The organism is Nocardia sp. NPDC004711 (assembly GCF_053601595.1).
Genome location: NZ_JBSGCB010000010.1, coordinates 165157 through 180694, shown reverse-complemented (window position 1 = coordinate 180694; position 15538 = coordinate 165157). Strand labels below are relative to the sequence as shown.

14 protein-coding genes are annotated in these 15538 nt (G+C 68.3%); 11 read left to right on the top strand and 3 right to left on the bottom strand.

From position 1 onward, the window contains the following. Positions 1–11 precede the first annotated feature (11 nt). The 5 genes from ACWEKS_RS12420 to ACWEKS_RS12400 are packed head-to-tail and all read left to right on the top strand — an operon-like array spanning position 12 to position 5745. Complete coding sequence (locus tag ACWEKS_RS12420) at positions 12–857, top strand: ABC transporter ATP-binding protein (protein WP_452340135.1); 846 nt, start codon at positions 12–14, stop codon at positions 855–857. Continuing rightward, positions 854–1753, top strand: coding sequence for an ABC transporter permease (locus tag ACWEKS_RS12415; RefSeq protein ID WP_452340134.1), 900 nt, complete (start codon positions 854–856; stop codon positions 1751–1753). Before ACWEKS_RS12420 ends, ACWEKS_RS12415 begins: the two co-directional genes overlap by 4 nt. Positions 1754–1799: 46 nt before the next feature. Continuing rightward, positions 1800–2933: an ABC transporter substrate-binding protein gene (locus ACWEKS_RS12410; RefSeq protein WP_452340133.1), complete on the top strand. Its 1134-nt coding sequence runs from the start codon at positions 1800–1802 to the stop codon at positions 2931–2933. A gap of 13 nt (positions 2934–2946) precedes the next feature. Next, a complete protein-coding gene (locus ACWEKS_RS12405; protein WP_452340132.1) occupies positions 2947–4227 on the top strand; it encodes a purine-cytosine permease family protein in 1281 nt (426 codons plus the stop codon). Between the two features lie 9 nt (positions 4228–4236). Then, positions 4237–5745 carry an amidase gene (locus tag ACWEKS_RS12400; RefSeq protein ID WP_452340131.1) on the top strand — a complete coding sequence of 503 codons (1509 nt, stop codon included), beginning with the start codon at positions 4237–4239 and terminating at the stop codon, positions 5743–5745. Here the strand turns inward: ACWEKS_RS12400 and ACWEKS_RS12395 are convergent. The 3 genes from ACWEKS_RS12395 to ACWEKS_RS12385 form a co-directional block, all read right to left on the bottom strand. Continuing rightward, positions 5705–6487, bottom strand: a complete 783-nt coding sequence (locus tag ACWEKS_RS12395; RefSeq protein WP_452340130.1) for a hypothetical protein — start codon at positions 6485–6487, stop codon at positions 5705–5707. The genes ACWEKS_RS12400 and ACWEKS_RS12395 overlap by 41 nt on opposite strands. Positions 6488–6581: 94 nt before the next feature. Then, positions 6582–7151 carry a DivIVA domain-containing protein gene (locus ACWEKS_RS12390; protein ID WP_452340129.1) on the bottom strand — a complete coding sequence of 190 codons (570 nt, stop codon included), beginning with the start codon at positions 7149–7151 and terminating at the stop codon, positions 6582–6584. Positions 7152–7238: 87 nt separating this feature from the next. After that, positions 7239–7904 (bottom strand): TetR/AcrR family transcriptional regulator, encoded by a 666-nt coding sequence (locus ACWEKS_RS12385; RefSeq protein WP_452340128.1) that lies wholly within the window; start codon positions 7902–7904, stop codon positions 7239–7241. Positions 7905–7972: 68 nt separating this feature from the next. Here ACWEKS_RS12385 and ACWEKS_RS12380 point away from each other — a divergent pair, with 68 nt between their 5' ends. The 6 genes from ACWEKS_RS12380 to ACWEKS_RS12355 all read left to right on the top strand — a co-directional run bounded on the left by ACWEKS_RS12380 (position 7973) and on the right by ACWEKS_RS12355 (position 15400). Next, the gene (locus ACWEKS_RS12380; protein ID WP_452340127.1) at positions 7973–9466 is read left to right on the top strand and encodes a flavin-containing monooxygenase; all 1494 of its coding nucleotides are present in this window, start codon (positions 7973–7975) and stop codon (positions 9464–9466) included. Between the two features lie 182 nt (positions 9467–9648). Next, on the top strand, positions 9649–10020 hold the full coding sequence (gene yajC, locus ACWEKS_RS12375; RefSeq protein WP_379386935.1) for a preprotein translocase subunit YajC: 372 nt from the start codon (positions 9649–9651) through the stop codon (positions 10018–10020). Between the two features lie 101 nt (positions 10021–10121). Then, complete coding sequence (secD, locus tag ACWEKS_RS12370) at positions 10122–11822, top strand: protein translocase subunit SecD (RefSeq protein WP_452340126.1); 1701 nt, start codon at positions 10122–10124, stop codon at positions 11820–11822. 2 nt (positions 11823–11824) lie between these two features. Then, entirely contained in the window at positions 11825–13054 is a 1230-nt protein-coding gene (gene secF / locus ACWEKS_RS12365; protein WP_452340125.1) for a protein translocase subunit SecF, read from the top strand. A 17-nt stretch (positions 13055–13071) separates the two neighbouring features. Further along, complete coding sequence (locus ACWEKS_RS12360) at positions 13072–14790, top strand: ABC transporter substrate-binding protein (protein ID WP_452340124.1); 1719 nt, start codon at positions 13072–13074, stop codon at positions 14788–14790. A 37-nt stretch (positions 14791–14827) separates the two neighbouring features. Beyond that, a complete protein-coding gene (locus ACWEKS_RS12355) occupies positions 14828–15400 on the top strand; it encodes an adenine phosphoribosyltransferase (protein WP_452340123.1) in 573 nt (190 codons plus the stop codon). The last annotated feature ends 138 nt before the right edge of the window (positions 15401–15538 follow it).

Here is a 15538-nt window from a genome sequence, read left to right as displayed (position 1 = left end):
GAACTGTGGACATGCGCACCACCGCCTCAACCATCGTCAAAGGCCAAGGCCCGGACGGGAATACGGAGGCCGCCGAGGGCGGCAATGTATACACCGATCCGGCCTTGGCCTTTCAGCATGTCGGCCTGACCTTCGAGAACGGCACGCACGCGCTCGACGGCATCGATATCGCCATCCGGCCGGGAGAGTTCGTCTCCCTGGTCGGCCCCTCCGGCTGTGGCAAGTCCACCCTGCTGCGCCTCGCCGCCGGATTCGAGCAGCCCACCGCCGGAACAGTTTCCGTCGCCACCGGCAAACTCGGCTACGTCTTCCAAGAGGCGACGCTGCTGCCGTGGCGCTCGGTGCTGCGCAATGTCGAGCTGCCCGCGGAGCTCGCCGGCGTGGACAAGACCACCCGGCGGACGGCCGCGCGCGAAGCGCTGGAGCTGGTCGGGCTCTCCGGCTTCGAGAACCACAAGCCCGCACAGCTTTCCGGTGGCATGCGCATGCGGGCGTCGATCGCGCGGGCGCTGACAGGTGCACCTGAACTGTTCCTGTTCGACGAGCCGTTCGGGGCGCTCGACGAGATCACCCGGCAGCGCCTGAACGAGGAGGTCAGCGGGCTGTACCGGCGATCGGGCTTCACCGGGGTGTTCGTGACGCACTCGGTGGCCGAGGCGGTGTTCATGTCGAGCCGGGTCGTGGTGCTGACCGGGCGGCCGGGCCGGGTGGCGGCGGATATCCCGGTGCCGCTGGATTTCCCGCGATCACCGGAGTCGCGGTACACGCCCGAGTTCGGCGCCGTCGCGGCGGAGGTGTCGGCGGCGTTGCACGACGCCGAGCGAGGAACTGCGCGGATCGGGGGGAGGGTCGCATGACCGCCGCGACCGCCGACAGCGGAATCGTCGTGCCCGAGACGGCCGTGCCGCCCAAGACGACCGAGGCGACCGCGCGGCCGCCGCGCACACCCCGGAAACTCCGCTGGCCCTTCGCCGTCACCCCGGTGCGCGTGCTCGCGCCCGCGCTGGTGTTCGCACTGGTCATGGCCGCCTGGACGATCGCGAGCCACCTCCTGATCCCGCAGGAATCCCGATTCCTGCTGCCGCCACCGGAATCGGTGGTGTCCAAGGGCCTGCTCAATGCCGCCACCCGCGCCGAGATCCTCACCGCCCTCGCCTCGACCGTGCAGATCGCGCTGGTCGGTCTGCTGATCGCCATCGTGCTCGGGGTGGCGTTCGCGGTGATCATGAGCCAGGCCCGCTGGGCCGAGTATTCGCTCTACCCGTATGCCGTGATCCTGCAGACGATTCCGGTGCTGGCCGTGGTGCCGCTGTTCGGCTTCTGGTTCGGCTACGAATTCGGCAGCCGGGTCATCGTGTGCGTGATGGTGTCGCTGTTCCCGGTCATCACCAACACCCTGTTCGGCTTGAAGTCGGTGCAGGCGTCCGAGCACGACCTGTTCACGCTGCACGGCGCCAACCGGTGGCAGCGGCTGCTGAAGCTGCAACTCCCGGCGGCGCTGCCCGCCATGATCTCGGGATTCAAGATCTCGGCGGGCATGGCCGTGATCGGCTCGATCGTCGCCGACTTCTTCTTCCGCCAGGGCAATCCGGGCATCGGCCGGATGATCGACGTCTACCGGCAGCGGCTGGCCACCGAGGAACTGCTGACCGCGCTGCTGCTGTCCTCGCTGGTGGGCCTGGTCCTGTTCTGGATCTTCGATTTCCTGGCCGGGCGCGTGGACCGCGCCCACGGCAAGCGCGCCGGCGAATAGCCGAACAGATTCTCCCGCAATCGGTTTCAACCCTCAAGGAATGCTCGTGAAGAAACGTGTCCTCGCCGCTGCCGCGATCACCGGCAGTGTCCTGCTCACCGCCGCCTGCGGTGGCGGCGCCTCCACCCCGAAACCCTCCGGGCAGGGCGTGCTGGCCGGAGTCTGTCCGTCCACCATCGTGATCCAGACGGACTGGTACGCCACACCCGAACGCGCGGCGGCCTATCAGCTGGTCGGCCCGAACGGCACCGTCGACCCCAAGAAGGGCGCGTACACCGGCCCGCTGGGCGACACCGGCGTGAATGTCGAAGTGCGGCTGGGCGGTCCGTTCCTCGGTGGCCAACCGGTACCCGCGCAGATGTACCAGGACAACTCCATCACCCTCGGACTGGTCCCGACCGACGAGCAGGTGCGAGCCAAGGCGAAGTTCCCGCTGACCGGCGTCTTCGCCTCGCTCGCGAAGAACCCGCAGATCATCATGTGGGATCCCGCCACCTACACCGTCAACTCGTGGAAGGACGTGGCCGCGACCAACGCCCCGATCCTGTACTCCGAGGGCAAGATCTACATGGACTACCTGATCGCCGGCGGGTACGTGAAGAAGGAACAGGCCGACGCCTCCTACGACGGCACGCCCAGCCGCTTCGTCGCCGAGCACGGCCGGGTCATGCAGCAGGCCTACGTCTCCAACGAGCCGTACCGCTGGGAGCACGACGTCAAGGGCTGGCAGAAGCCCACCGGTCACCTGCTGGTCGCCGACGCCGGATACGAGAGCTACCCGCACGCCTGGTCGGTCCGCAGCGGCGAACTCGACAAACTGCGCCCCTGCCTGCAGAAGCTCGTCCCCATGCTGCAGCAGGCCCAGATCGACTATGTCACCAATCCCGACCCCACCAACCAGGCCCTGCTCCGCATCGCGCAGACGATTCCGGACGGCCCGCCCATCTCCGTCGCCGGCAATACCGACTCCGTCCGGGTCCAGCTGGAGAACAAGATCGTCGCCAACGGCCCCGGCAATACCCTCGGCAATTTCGACACCGACCGCGTCACCCGCGCCATCGCCCAGGTCACTCCGCTGCTGCGCGCCAAGGGCCAGCAGGTCCCCGACAACCTCACCGCCGCGGACCTGGTCACCAACGAATTCATCGACCCCGCAAAGGGTCTCAAGCAGCAGGGATAGGCGGGGCCGAACCATGTCGAGTCACGAATACGAGCAGGAACCGGTCCCGGCCACCGAGCGCCGGAGCCTGCTCTCGGTGGCGGCGGTCTGGGCCGGATTCCCGATGTGCCTGGGCAACGCGGTCTTCGGCGGCTTGATCGTCTACAGCCAGGGCATGGGGCACGGGCTGCTGGCGATCCTGCTGGGCAATCTGCTGTTGTTCGGCTATATCGGCACGCTGAGCTGGATCGGCGGGCAGACCGGCCGCAATTTCTCGCTGCAGGCGCGACGCGCTTTCGGCGACCGCGGGCGCGCCGTGGTGGTCGGCTTCCTGGCCACGGTCGTGATCGGCTGGTTCTCCTATCAGGTCGGGCTCACCGGCACCACGCTCCAAGGCATGTACGGGTGGAATCCGTTCTGGGGCGGGGTGATCGGCGGGACGTTCTTCGTGGTGCTCACCCTCGCCGGGATCCGGGCCCTGTCGCTCATCGGCCTGATCGGCACGCCCCTGTTCCTGATCATGGCGGGCCTGGCCCTGTATTGCGGTCTCGGGCACGGGCATTCGCTCTCGGGGGTGCTCGGTTACGCCGGCGGCAGCGGGCCGCTGGGATTCTGGGCGTGCGTGAGCATCGTGGTCGGCGGCTTCGCCGATTCGGGCACCATGACCGCCGACTTCACCCGCTGGGCCCGCGACGGCCGGGCGGGGGTGCTGGCCGCGGCCGCGGCCTTCCCGTTCGCCAATTCGATCGCGTTCCTCGTCGGTGGCGTGGTGGTCGCGATCGGCGGCGCGAGTGATCCGGCGTCGAACGGCGGGGCCTTCCTCGGACTACTCGCCGGGCACGGCTCCCTGATCACCGGGCTGTCGGTGCTGTTCGTGTTCGCGAACCTGGGATCGGTTGCGGCGCACTGCCTCTACAACGGAGCGGTGGGCTGGGCCGGGATCACCCCGCTGCGCATGCGGCCGCTGGCGGTGACGCTGGGCCTGATCGGCACCGTGGTGGCGCTGACCGGAATCTGGGCGCACATCGTCAACTGGCTGGTCCTGCTGGGCGTGGTGGTGCCGCCGATCGGCGCGGTCCTCATCGTCGATCACCTGCTGGCCCGGCGCCGGGCCGCGGCGGGTGCGCCGGTCCGGCCGGTCGCGTTCGCGGCGTGGGGGATCGGGGCGGTGGCCGCCGGGATCGCGCACTATCAGCTGGCGGGCTCGGTGGACGCGGTCATCGGGTTCGTCACCGCGGTGGCGGTGCAGGCCGGAATCACGGCGGTACTGCCGGCGGCCGCACGCGAACCCGCCGTCGCCGCCGTGGGCGGATGAGGTCTCACAGTGAATTCCGCTGAGCGAGAGGAACTCTGCTTCCTCCCCGCCACCGAACTCGCCGCCCGGGTCCGGTCACGGGAGCTGTCGCCGGTCGAGATCGTCGACGCGGTACTCGACCGGATGGCAGAATTCGACCCACTGCTGCATGCCTTCTGCACCCCCACGCCGGACCAGGCGCGGCGACAGGCGCGGCGGGTGGCCGATGGACTGGCGCGCGGCCTCGATCCGGGGCCGCTCGCGGGAGTGCCGCTCGGGATCAAGGACCTGCTGTCCACCAAGGGAATTCGCACGACCGCCGGGTCGTGGGTCTATCGCGATCACATCCCGGACGAGGACGACATCGTGGTCGAACGCGCTCTCGCGGCGGGCGCGATCTGTCTGGGCAAGACCAATACTTCCGAATTCGGTTACAGCGCAACCGGGCTCAATCGCCTGTTCCCGGCCACCCGCAATCCGTGGGACCTCACGAGGAGCCCCGGCGGATCCAGTGCGGGGTCGGCGGCGGCGGTCGCGGCCGGGCTGGGGCCCGCGGCCCTGGGCAGTGACGGCGGATGCTCGGTCCGCGCGCCCGCGGCGTTGTGCGGGCTGGTCGGAGTCAAGCCGTCGATGGGTCGGGTGCCGGTGTATCCGGGCTGCCGCGACGAGCGGCTGCCCGGCGTATCCGGCTGGGAGAGTGTCGAACACATCGGCCCGATCACCCGGACCGTCGGTGACGCGGCACTGCTGCTGTCGGTGCTCGCCGGCCCCGATCCGCGCGATCGGCACTCCATTCCGTGTCAGGACGTGGACTGGATCGGCGCGGCCCGGGCCGGTGCCGAGCATCCGGAGTCGGTGGCCGGGCTGCGGGTCGGATTCAGTGCCGATCTCGGGTACCTGGCGGTGGATCCTCAGGTTCGGGCGGTGGTCGAACGAGCGGTGCTGGAGGTCGTGGGCGGCCGCCTCGGATGCCGCGTCGAGGACGTGACGCCCGGGTGGGCGGACCCCGCCGCCGCCTTCTCCGCGCTGATCATCGCCGAGACCGATCTGACCGGCATGCGAGCCATGATCGACGCGTACGGCGAGCGGATGTCGCCGTACGTGATCGACTGGATCCGGCAACCGTGGACCGCACAGCACTTCACCGACGCGAACATCGCGCGCAAGGCGCTGGTGAACACCATGGCCCGGCTCATGCGCCACCTCGATGTCCTCATCACTCCGACCACGGCCGTCCCGGCCTTTCCGGTGGAGCTGACCGGTCCCGAAATCATCGACGGCACAGCGGTTTCCGATTCTGCCTGGATCGGATTCAACTATCCCGCCAATCTCACCGGCCAGCCTGCCGCCAGCCTTCCGGCGGGCTGGACCGACACCGGCCTCCCCATCGGACTCCAGATCATCGGCCGCCACCTCGACGACGCCACCGTGATCCGGCTGGCCGCGGCCATCGAGCGCGTCGCTCCCTGGGCGCACCGCAGGCCGCCGGTGGCACCGGTCAGCTCGGCGACGCGGCTGGGTGCGACGGTGCCGGGATGACGGTGGCGTCGGTTGCGGGTGCCGCCGGTTCCGGGGCGGCCGATTCCGGTGTGCCCCGGAAGAAGTCGGCGTAGACGCGAAATGCCATGGCGAGGTAGGCGAGGGTCTTGGGAATCATGAGCAGACCCAGCTGGGGGATGCGGCGAGCCCACAGGATGACGGGCAGGTAGCAGGCGAAGGACGCGGCCATGGCGTCGGAGAGGAAGCGGAAGGTGCGATCGCCGGTGCGGGTGGCTTCGCGGCGCATGAGGTACATCTCGCCGGCGCCCACGGCCAGCAGCGGGAGATTGCGGTCCACGCCGTACCCGGCGGGCGTCTCGTCCCGGTCCCAGTTGTTGAACGGCGTTGCCAGCAGGATCAATCGCACGAACGACAGCCCCAGCAGCGATTTGGTGAAACCGTCCCAGGAGCGCCGGAACCGCAGCCGCCAGGCATCCAGCGACAGCACATAGAACAGGGTGATCGTGATCGAGGTGGCCATCTCTCCCAGCCCGATCAGACTCGCCCGCCGTCCCCGCAGGCTCAGATACCCGCGGTCCTCGCCGCGTGCCATGGACACCGCGCGCAACGCCAGGTGTGCGGTGTCGCCGGTCGCCAGCAGGGTGAACGCCTCCTCGAATCGCGCCGCGGTTTCCCGCTGCTCCCGCGGAACCCGGTCGCGATTGCGCCGCATGGCGATCACCAGCCCCCAGATGATCGCCAGGTAGGACATGTTGAAGGCCAACTCGAATCGTCTACGCATGACGATCAGTCTGTTGCGTCGGCTCCTCCGGAAGCAGGGCCCAAGGTCCCTACACGCGAGACGTCCGATGGAGATTCTGCTCCGACTTCGGGTGTCAGTGCCGGGATGCTTCGGGCTTCTCGAGCTGGTGGATCACCAGGTCGAGAAAGGCGTCGACCTCCTCGCGGTGATAGGCGGGCGCGCCGTCGGTGGCGAGGTGGAAAGTGATGTCCCGGATATCGTTCGGGGTGAGGCCGTTGGGGCCGTGGTGGGCGAGCGTCGCCGCCAGGCGGTCGAGGAACGCGCCCACTTCCTCGGCCAGATAGCCGGGGAAACCAAAAGGGGGAGCGGAGAATTGGATGCGCAGGACGTCGTCGTGGGTGAGGGTGTCGGGCGTGCGGCCGGCGGGGAGGCGTCCGCGGCCGCGGCGTAGGTATTCCAGTTCCGTGCAGACGTGGTCGAGGAAGTCGTCCACCTCGTCGATGTCGTAGCCGCGATGTCCGGGTGGGGGACCGTCGAATTCGATGTGCCGGATCTCGGCGATGCTCAGATGGTCGCGGCCGAGCATGGTGTCGGCGATGCGTGCGCAGAAGGCGTCCACCTGGGCGGGGTGGTAGCCGTGGGGACCGGACGGCGCGTGGCCGAACCGGGTGCGGCGGACGTCGTCTGGGGTCACTCGGGTCATTGTGCCAATGGCTGCATGTCCGAATTACCTCCGCCCCCAGCCGAATCCGGCCGCACCGGACAAACGGTCCGTTTGTGCACGGTGGGGTCAGTGCTTGCGGACGCCGTCGATGAGCAGATGCCGGATGGCGTGGCTGAGATCGTCGACCGCCTGCACCTCGGGCGTCCGGATGCCGTGCAGAATGGCGGCCAGCAGCATGCCGGTCACCGCCCGCGCGGTGTTCACGGTGTCGAGATCCGCACGCAGATAACCGCGTTCGACCCCGTGCTCGAGGTACCCGGCGGTCAGCATGTCCGCGGTGTCGAGCAAACCGTAGAGCCGCGCGGTCAATTCGGTGTCGATGCCGGTGGCCTGGAACAGCAGCAGCTGCGCCACCCGCCGGTCCTCGAGGAAGATGTGGTTCAGCGCGTCGCCGATGCGATCCACCTGCGCGCGGTACTCCTCGAGGCTGTCGGCGGCGTCGGGGGCATTGTCGGTCCCCAGCGACTCGATGATCCGCGCGGACAGATCGTCGATGACGTGGTCGATGATGTCGCGCTTGTTCTCGAAGTATCGGTAGAACGTCCCATGCCCGATGCCCAGCTCGCCCGCGATGTCGGCGATGCCGGTGGCGTGGTAGCCCCGCTCGGCGAAACACGCGAACGCGGTGTCGATGATCTCCTGCCGGAGTTCGGCCTTACGCCGTTCGATTCTCGAGGATGGCTTCGTCACGAGCCCGATGATACGGTGATCATAAACGGAATGAGATGTCATTCCGTGACATGTGCATCATTTCTTTGAACACAGTTTTGTTCGAACACAGTTCTTGCAGGAGGTTCGGCGTGGCACCTCAGTACGACGCCATCGTGGTCGGCGCGGGATTCGGCGGTATGGGCGCGGGCATCGAGCTGGATCGGCTCGGCCTGAGCAATTTCGTCATCCTCGAGCGGGAGAACGACCTGGGCGGCACCTGGCACGTCAACCGCTACCCGGGCCTGGCCGTGGACATCGCCTCGGTCACCTACTCGTACTCCTTCGAGCCCAACCCGTACTGGTCGCGGCTGTTCGCCCCGGGTTCGGAGCTGAAGAAGTACGCCGAGCACGTCGCCGACAAGTACGACCTGCGCCGGCGCATGCGGTTCGACACCGTGGTCGGGGGTGCGCGCTGGGACGAGGAACAGCAGTACTGGGTGGTCTCCGTCGAGAACGGTGAATCGCTGACCGCGCGCTATCTGATGGCCGCCACCGGATTCCTGTCGCAGCCCTACACCCCGCCGTTCCCGGGCATCGACACCTTCGCGGGCACGATCATCCACACCACCGCGTGGGACGACGAGGTCGATCTCACCGGGACCAGGTCCGCCATCATCGGCACCGGCGCGACCGCCGTGCAGCTGATCCCGGAGGTCGCCAAGCAGGCGCGGGCGCTGACCGTCTTCCAGCGCACCCCGATCTGGGTGGTCCCGAAGGTCGACGCCCGGATTCCGCCCGCGGTACAGAATCTGTTCGCGCGAGTTCCGTTGACGCAGAAGGCCGCTCGCCTGGTCAACACCTCCATGCTGGAGGCGCTCATGGTGGTCGGCGTGCTGCACTTCAAGGAGGCCAAGCCGCTCAACAGGGCCGCGGGCATCCTGGCCAAGGCGCATCTGCGAACCCAGGTGCGCGACCAGGAGACGCGCAAGAAGCTGACGCCGGACTACGACTTCGGCTGCAAGCGCCCCACCTTCTCCAACCTCTACTTCAAGACCTTCAACGAGCCGCACGTGCGCCTGGAGACCAACTCCATCGACCACATCGAGCCCGACGGCATCGTCACCGCCGACGGCCACAAGACCGAGATCGACACCCTCATCCTGGCCACCGGCTTCAACCTGTGGGACGTCAACTTCCCGGCCATCGAGATCATCGGCCGCGACGGCCGCGATCTCGGAAAGTTCTGGCGCGACAACCGCTTCCAGGCCTACGAGGGCATCACGGTGCCGAAGTTCCCCAACTTCGTCAGCCTCAACAGCCCCTACTCCTACAGCGGCCTGTCCTACTTCACCACCATCGAGGCGCAGATGAAGCACATGGCGCGCCTGTTCGGGGAGATGTTCCGCCGCGGCGAACGGGTCTTCGAGGTCACCGAGCGCGCCAACGCCGACTTCCTGGACCGCGTCACCGAGAAACTGGATTCGTCGGTCTTCTACGGCGGCCAGTGCGCCACGGCCCGCAGCTACTACTTCAACCAGCACGGTGAGGCCGCGCTGTTGCGCCCGACAAGCACCCTGAACGCCCACCGCGAGGCGACCACCTTCCCGCTCGACGACTACACCTACGGGCGGCAGCCGGCCTGAGCGGGACTGCGCGGTCGGCAGAGTCGGCGGTCGACCGCGCAGCTGGGGGAAACAGGATGAATCAGCCCTGCGCGAACGAGCGTGGACTCTAGAACAGGTCGCCGCGCATTCTCTCAGGGATTACTGGCAGACTGTGTGGGAAACGCACCCAACCGACCACTTACTAGGGGCTGACTTCGACGATGGACCTTCTGCTGCCGCTACTGCTGGTTGCCCTGCTCATCCCGATGTTCCTCGGTGTCCGCCGTCAGAAGCGGGAGATGTCGAAGGTCACCGAGATGCAGGACAGCCTGAAGGTCGGCGACCGGGTCGTCACCACGTCGGGGCTCTTCGGCACCGTGGTCGAGCTCGATGACACCACCGTCGATCTGGAGATCGCCGAGGAAGTCGTCACCACCTGGCTGCGGCAATCGATCCGCGAGGTGCGCAACGACGACGCCACCGAGGACACCACCGCCGAGACCACCGAAGCCGCGTCTTCGAACGGCGTCGCCGACGATCACGTCGCCGCCCCCGAAGCCGCCGACGACGCGCCGCGGCTGACCAAGGACTGACATACTCCGCGCCATCGGCCGCACCGGATTCCCGGCGGCCGGTGGCGCTGCGGTGTGTGCCCGCTCGTTCCACCTTCGAATCCGCCTAGGAGATAAGTACTGTGCCACCTTCTCAGGGAACGGCGCACCCGTTGCGTCTGCTCGGCATCTACGCCGCGCTGGTGGCTCTGATGTTCGGCCTGATCTTCTTCACCGGGGACAAGCACCACACCCCGAAGCTCGGCATCGACCTGCAGGGCGGTACCCGCGTCACCCTGACGCCTCGCACCCCGGATGGCGGTAAGCCGAGCCAGGACAGCCTCAAGCAGGCGCAGAACATTATCGAGCAGCGCGTGAACGGTCTGGGCGTGGCGGGCTCCGAGGTCGTCATCGAGGGCGACAATCTGGTGATCACAGTCCCCGGTGCCGATGGCGCACAGGCGAAATCGCTGGCGACCACCGCCAAGATGTACTTCCGTCCGGTGGTGCAGAGCGCCCCCGCGCAGGCGGGTAAGCAGGCCCAGCAGCCGCAGCAGACCCAGCCGCAGCAGCCGCCGAGCACGAGCGCGACGCCGGTCGAGACCACCCCGGCCACGGCCGAGGCTCCGGCCCCCACGACGACCGGCGAGGCCCCGCAGAACCGGGTGTTCCCGGCGCAGGCCCCGACCACCCCGTCCGCGCCGCCGTCGACGCCCGCGCAGCCGGGCGGCCAGCAGCAGACCGCGCAGGAGATCGCGGCCGCCAAGGCGGCCCGCCAGAGCACCGACCAGAACGCCCAGCTGCAGGCCATGGCCACGCTGGACTGCTCCAAGCCGGATCCGTTGCAGGGCAACGACGATCCGAACCTGCCCCTGGTGACCTGCAGCACCGACGGCACCACCGTCTACCTGCTCGACAAGTCCGTGATGGACGGTACCGAGATCAAGGACGCTTCCGGCGTGCTGCAGCAGGCCCAGTGGGTGGTCAGCCTGCAGTTCAAGTCCAGCGGCACCGACCAGTGGGGCAACCTCACCAACAAGTACGTGGGCAAGCAGATCGCCTTCACCCTGGACTCCCGCGTGGTCTCCGCGCCGGTGATCAAGGAGGGCGGCCAGTTCAGCGGTAGCACCGCGATCTCGGGTCCGGGCATCAATGCCAAGACCTCCAAGGAGCTGGCGAACACCCTGAAGTACGGTTCGCTGCCGCTGTCGTTCGGCACCTCCGAGGCCGAGACGGTCTCGGCGACCCTGGGCATCTCGTCGCTGCACGCCGGTCTGATCGCGGGTGCCATCGGCCTGGTGGCGGTGCTGCTGTACTGCCTGCTCTACTACCGCATGCTCGGCTTCCTGGCCGGTTTCTCGCTGCTCGCGGCGGGTGTGGCGGTGTACGCGCTGATCGTGTTGCTGGGCCGCTGGATCGGCTTCACCCTCGACCTGGCCGGTATCGCGGGTCTGATCATCGGTATCGGTATGACGGCCGACTCGTTCGTCGTCTTCTTCGAACGCATCAAGGACCAGATGCGGGAGGGCCGCAGCTTCCGGTCCGCGGTCCCGCGCGGCTGGCAGCGCGCGCAGCGCACCAACCTGTCGGGCAAGACGGTCTCGCTCATCGCCTCCGCCGTGCTGTACGTGCTGGCCGCGGGCCAGGTGAAGGGCTTCGCCTTCACCCTCGGTGTCACCACCGTGCTCGACGTCGTCGTGCTGTACCTGGTGACTTCGCCGCTGATGATGCTGGTCTCGCGCTCGCCGTTCTGGGCGAAGCCGTCGGTGAACGGCCTGGGCGCTATTGCAGAGCTTGCACAGGAACGCAAGGCCACCGCCGGCGTCCTGGTGAAGGAGGCGTGATCATGGCCAAGTCCTCTCCCGTCGTCGTGGATTCCGACTCCGAGCTCGACTACGAGGCCGTGCCGACAGGCAAGCGGCACAGCCTGTTCGAGCGGCTCTACACCGGTACCGGTGGTTTCGAGATCGTCGGCAAGCGCAAGGTGTACTACGGCATCGCGGCGGCGCTGATCGCCATCGCGGTGGCCAGCATGGTGTTCAAGGGCTTCACCCTGGGCATCGACTTCGCGGGTGGCTCCCGGATCCAGCTGCCCGCCTCCGACAGCGTCACCACCTCGAAGGTGGAGGACGTCTACCGGTCCACGCTCGGCCACGACCCGGTCACCGTGCAGAAGGCGGGCTCGGGGGCATCGGCGACCATCCAGATCCGTTCCGACACACTGAGTGTCGAGCAGGCCGACAAGCTGCAGACCGCGCTGTTCGACGCCTTCCATCCGAAGGACTCCAACGGCCAGGCCAGCCGCAATGCCATCAGCGTCGCCGAGATCAGTGGAACCTGGGGTGGCCAGGTCACCAAGAAGGCGTTGCTGGCGCTGGTGGTGTTCGTCGGATTGACCACGCTGTACATCGCGATTCGCTTCGAACGCGATATGGCGTTCGCGGCGATCGGCTCGCTGTTCTTCAACCTGATCGTCACCGCGGGCATCTACTCGCTGGTCGGTTTCGAGGTGACACCGGCGGCGGTCATCGGTCTGCTCACCATCCTGGGCTATGTGCTCTACGACAACGTGGTCGTCTTCGACAAGGTCGAGGAGAACACCCGCGGTGTCCTGCACCTGACCAAGCACACGTACGCGGAGAAGGCGAACCTGGCGGCCAACCAGACGCTGATGCGCTCGATCAACACCACCGTCATCGGCATCCTGCCGATCATCGGCATGCTGGTGGTCGCGGTGTGGCTGCTGGGTGTCGGCACCCTGAAGGACCTGGCGCTGGTGCAGCTGGTCGGCATGATCGTGGGTGGTTACTCGTCCATCTTCTTCGCGGTGCCGGTGCTGGTGACGCTCAAGGAGACCTGGGGTCCGGTGGCCGCGCACACCAAGAAGGTGCTCAACCGCCGCTCCGGCGGCGCGAAGGCGCGGGTGGGCGCGGCGGCCGCCGAGCGGGCCGGCGCCGCGGGCCGTGGCGCCGAGGCCAATGGTTTCGGACGCGACCACGCGCCGCGCAGTCAGAGCGCCGGGGCGCCGCGTCCCGGGGCCCGGCCGACTGGGAAACGACAGCAGCGACGGCACTGAGCGCAGGGGGTGCGACCGTGAAGCAAGACCACAGGGTTGTGCGCCGGACCGCCGTCGCGCTGGTGGCGGGTGCCCTCGCCGCCGGTGCGCTGGCCGGGTGCTCCAGCAAGAATCAGGTGCCCTCGATCGGGTACGGCGTGGACGCGGTCGTCGCCAGCTACAACGGCGGCAGCACGCTGGGCGCGAACAGCGGTACGGCCGCGGTGTTCTCGCGGGTCCTGACCGGGTTCTTCTATACCGGTCCGGACGGGCAGCCGGTGGCCGACACCGACACCGGCACCGCCAAGGAGGTCCCGGGCGACGCGCAGACCATCCAGTACCGCCTCGCCCCGGAGGGCGTCTACTCCGATGGCGTGGCGACCTCCTGCGATGACCTGGTGCTGACCTGGGCGGCGCGCAGCGGGCGATTCACCAAGGCCGGTCCGGGCGGGCCGGCGCCGTTGTTCGACGCCGCGAGCACCGACGGCTACCGCGATATCGAGCGGGTGGACTGCCAGCCCGGATCCAAGGACGCCACCGTGGTGTTCCGGCCGGGCAAGCACTATTCGGCGTGGAAGACGCTGTTCAATGCCACCGAGCTGATGCCCGCGCACGTGATCGCCGCGCAGGTGAAAATCCCGAGCGTGGTGACGCCGGTGCAGACCGGGGATCAACCCACCCTCGAGCGCATCGCCGACTTCTGGAACAACGGCTGGAAGCTCGCCCCGGGCAAGGTGGACCTGACACTGCTGCCGTCCTCGGGGCCGTACCGGATCGACTCGTTCGGTGACAAGGACGGTCTGGTGCTGGTCAAGAACGAGAAGTGGTGGGGCAATCAGCCCCGGACGCCGCGGATCGTGGTGTGGGACCGGCACTCCGACCTGAAGTCGAAGGTGTCGGACAAGTCGATCGGCGTGCTCGATGTGGGCGCCGGGTCGCTGGGCGACGTGGGCCTGGGCGGGTTCCACAAGCAGAATCTGCCGAGCCGCGGGGTCGAGCAGCTGGTGCTGAGCACCGGCGGGGTGTTCGGATCGGCGGATGCGCGCCGGGCGTTCGCGCTGTGCGTGCCGCGGCAGGCGCTGTTCGACAAGTTCGGGCACCCGGGTTACGACGTCAAGCTCGGGCTGGGTGCGAGCCTGCTGAATTCCCGGACGGTGCAACAGGATTCGGTGTACTACTCGGCGATCTCGGGTGCGGGTGACAAGTACAAGGGCGGTGACGCCACCGCCACCCAGGCCGCGGCGACCTCGGGTGTCCAGAACCAGACCGTCCGCATCGGCTACGTCAAGCCGGACGAGCGGCGCGCGGCCACGGTGACCGCCATCGCCGACGCCTGCAAGGCCGCGGGCATCACCGTGGTCGACGCGGGCGCACCGGATTTCACCGCGTCGCAGCTCACCGACGGCAAGGTGGACGCCATCCTGGGCGGCACCGCCGGCATGCCGGGCCCGTCGGGTTCCTTGGCCGGCGCCGGCGCCATCGCGTCGCTGCGCACCGGCGCGGGGCTGAATTTCGGCCGGTTCGGCAACGGCCGCTACGATGCCATCGCGGATCAGCTTGCGGCCGAGGACAACTCGGGCACCGTGCTGAACCTGCTGACCGAGCAGGAGAACCTGCTCTGGAGCGAGATGCCGTCGGTTCCGCTGTTCGCCGCCCCCCGCACCATCGGGTTCGGTGACGGTATGGAGAACGGCATCGCCAGTCCCACCGAGGCGGGAGCGGGCTGGAACATGGATCGCTGGGTGCTGAAACGGTGAGAGCCGTGGTGGCGTGGTGAATGAGGAGTGGGTGCGGATGAGCAAGCACGAGATGCTGGAGACGGCCGAGGTGGCGGGGGAACGGGCCGCCCGCGCGGCGGCCGCGGTGCAGCGTTTGACCCGCTGGCGTGACGACTTCCCGACGCCGGGAGTGCGTTTCGCGGATCTGTCCCCGGTGTTCGCCGACTCCGAGGGCTTCCGCGCGGTGCTGGACTGCTTGGCGGCCTGCGCCCCCGACGCCGACCTGGTGGCGGGTGTCGACGCGCGCGGCTTCCTGCTGGGCGCGGGCGTTGCCGCCACGCTGGGCACCGGCGTGATCGCGGTCCGCAAGGCGGGCAAGCTGCCGCCGCCGGTGATCTCGCGTGAGTACACCCTCGAATACGGTTCGGCGGCACTGGAGATCCCGGCCGACGGCATCGATCTGAAGGGCCGTAAGGTCCTGCTGCTCGACGACGTGCTCGCCACCGGCGGCACCCTCGCCGCGGCGGCCGAGCTGTTCGCCGCCGCCGGGGCCGAGGTGGTCGCGGCGGCGGTGGTGCTCGAGCTCGGCTTCCTCAAAGGCCGTGAACGCCAGGGCGATTACCCGCTGACCTCCATCGTCGAGCTATGACCGGTCACCTCCCCACCCCGATGGCCTGACCGATCAGGGCCTGCACGGCGGTGGGGAGGATCTCCGGGTTGATCGGCCGGATTTGGTGGAATGACAGGCCGATCCGGCGGTGGCGGCTATTCGCCCTGCTGGATTCAT

Coding starts and splice junctions, on each gene's coding strand:
- ACWEKS_RS12390 (WP_452340129.1), bottom strand. CDS start 7,151: ATGACCCGAGTGACCCCAGACGACGTCCGCCGCACCCGGTTCGGCCAC.
- ACWEKS_RS12415 (WP_452340134.1), top strand. CDS start 854: ATGACCGCCGCGACCGCCGACAGCGGAATCGTCGTGCCCGAGACGGCC.
- secF (WP_452340125.1), top strand. CDS start 11,825: ATGGCCAAGTCCTCTCCCGTCGTCGTGGATTCCGACTCCGAGCTCGAC.
- ACWEKS_RS12420 (WP_452340135.1), top strand. CDS start 12: ATGCGCACCACCGCCTCAACCATCGTCAAAGGCCAAGGCCCGGACGGG.
- yajC (WP_379386935.1), top strand. CDS start 9,649: ATGGACCTTCTGCTGCCGCTACTGCTGGTTGCCCTGCTCATCCCGATG.
- ACWEKS_RS12395 (WP_452340130.1), bottom strand. CDS start 6,487: ATGCGTAGACGATTCGAGTTGGCCTTCAACATGTCCTACCTGGCGATC.
- ACWEKS_RS12355 (WP_452340123.1), top strand. CDS start 14,828: ATGAGCAAGCACGAGATGCTGGAGACGGCCGAGGTGGCGGGGGAACGG.
- ACWEKS_RS12385 (WP_452340128.1), bottom strand. CDS start 7,904: ATGACATCTCATTCCGTTTATGATCACCGTATCATCGGGCTCGTGACG.
- ACWEKS_RS12405 (WP_452340132.1), top strand. CDS start 2,947: ATGTCGAGTCACGAATACGAGCAGGAACCGGTCCCGGCCACCGAGCGC.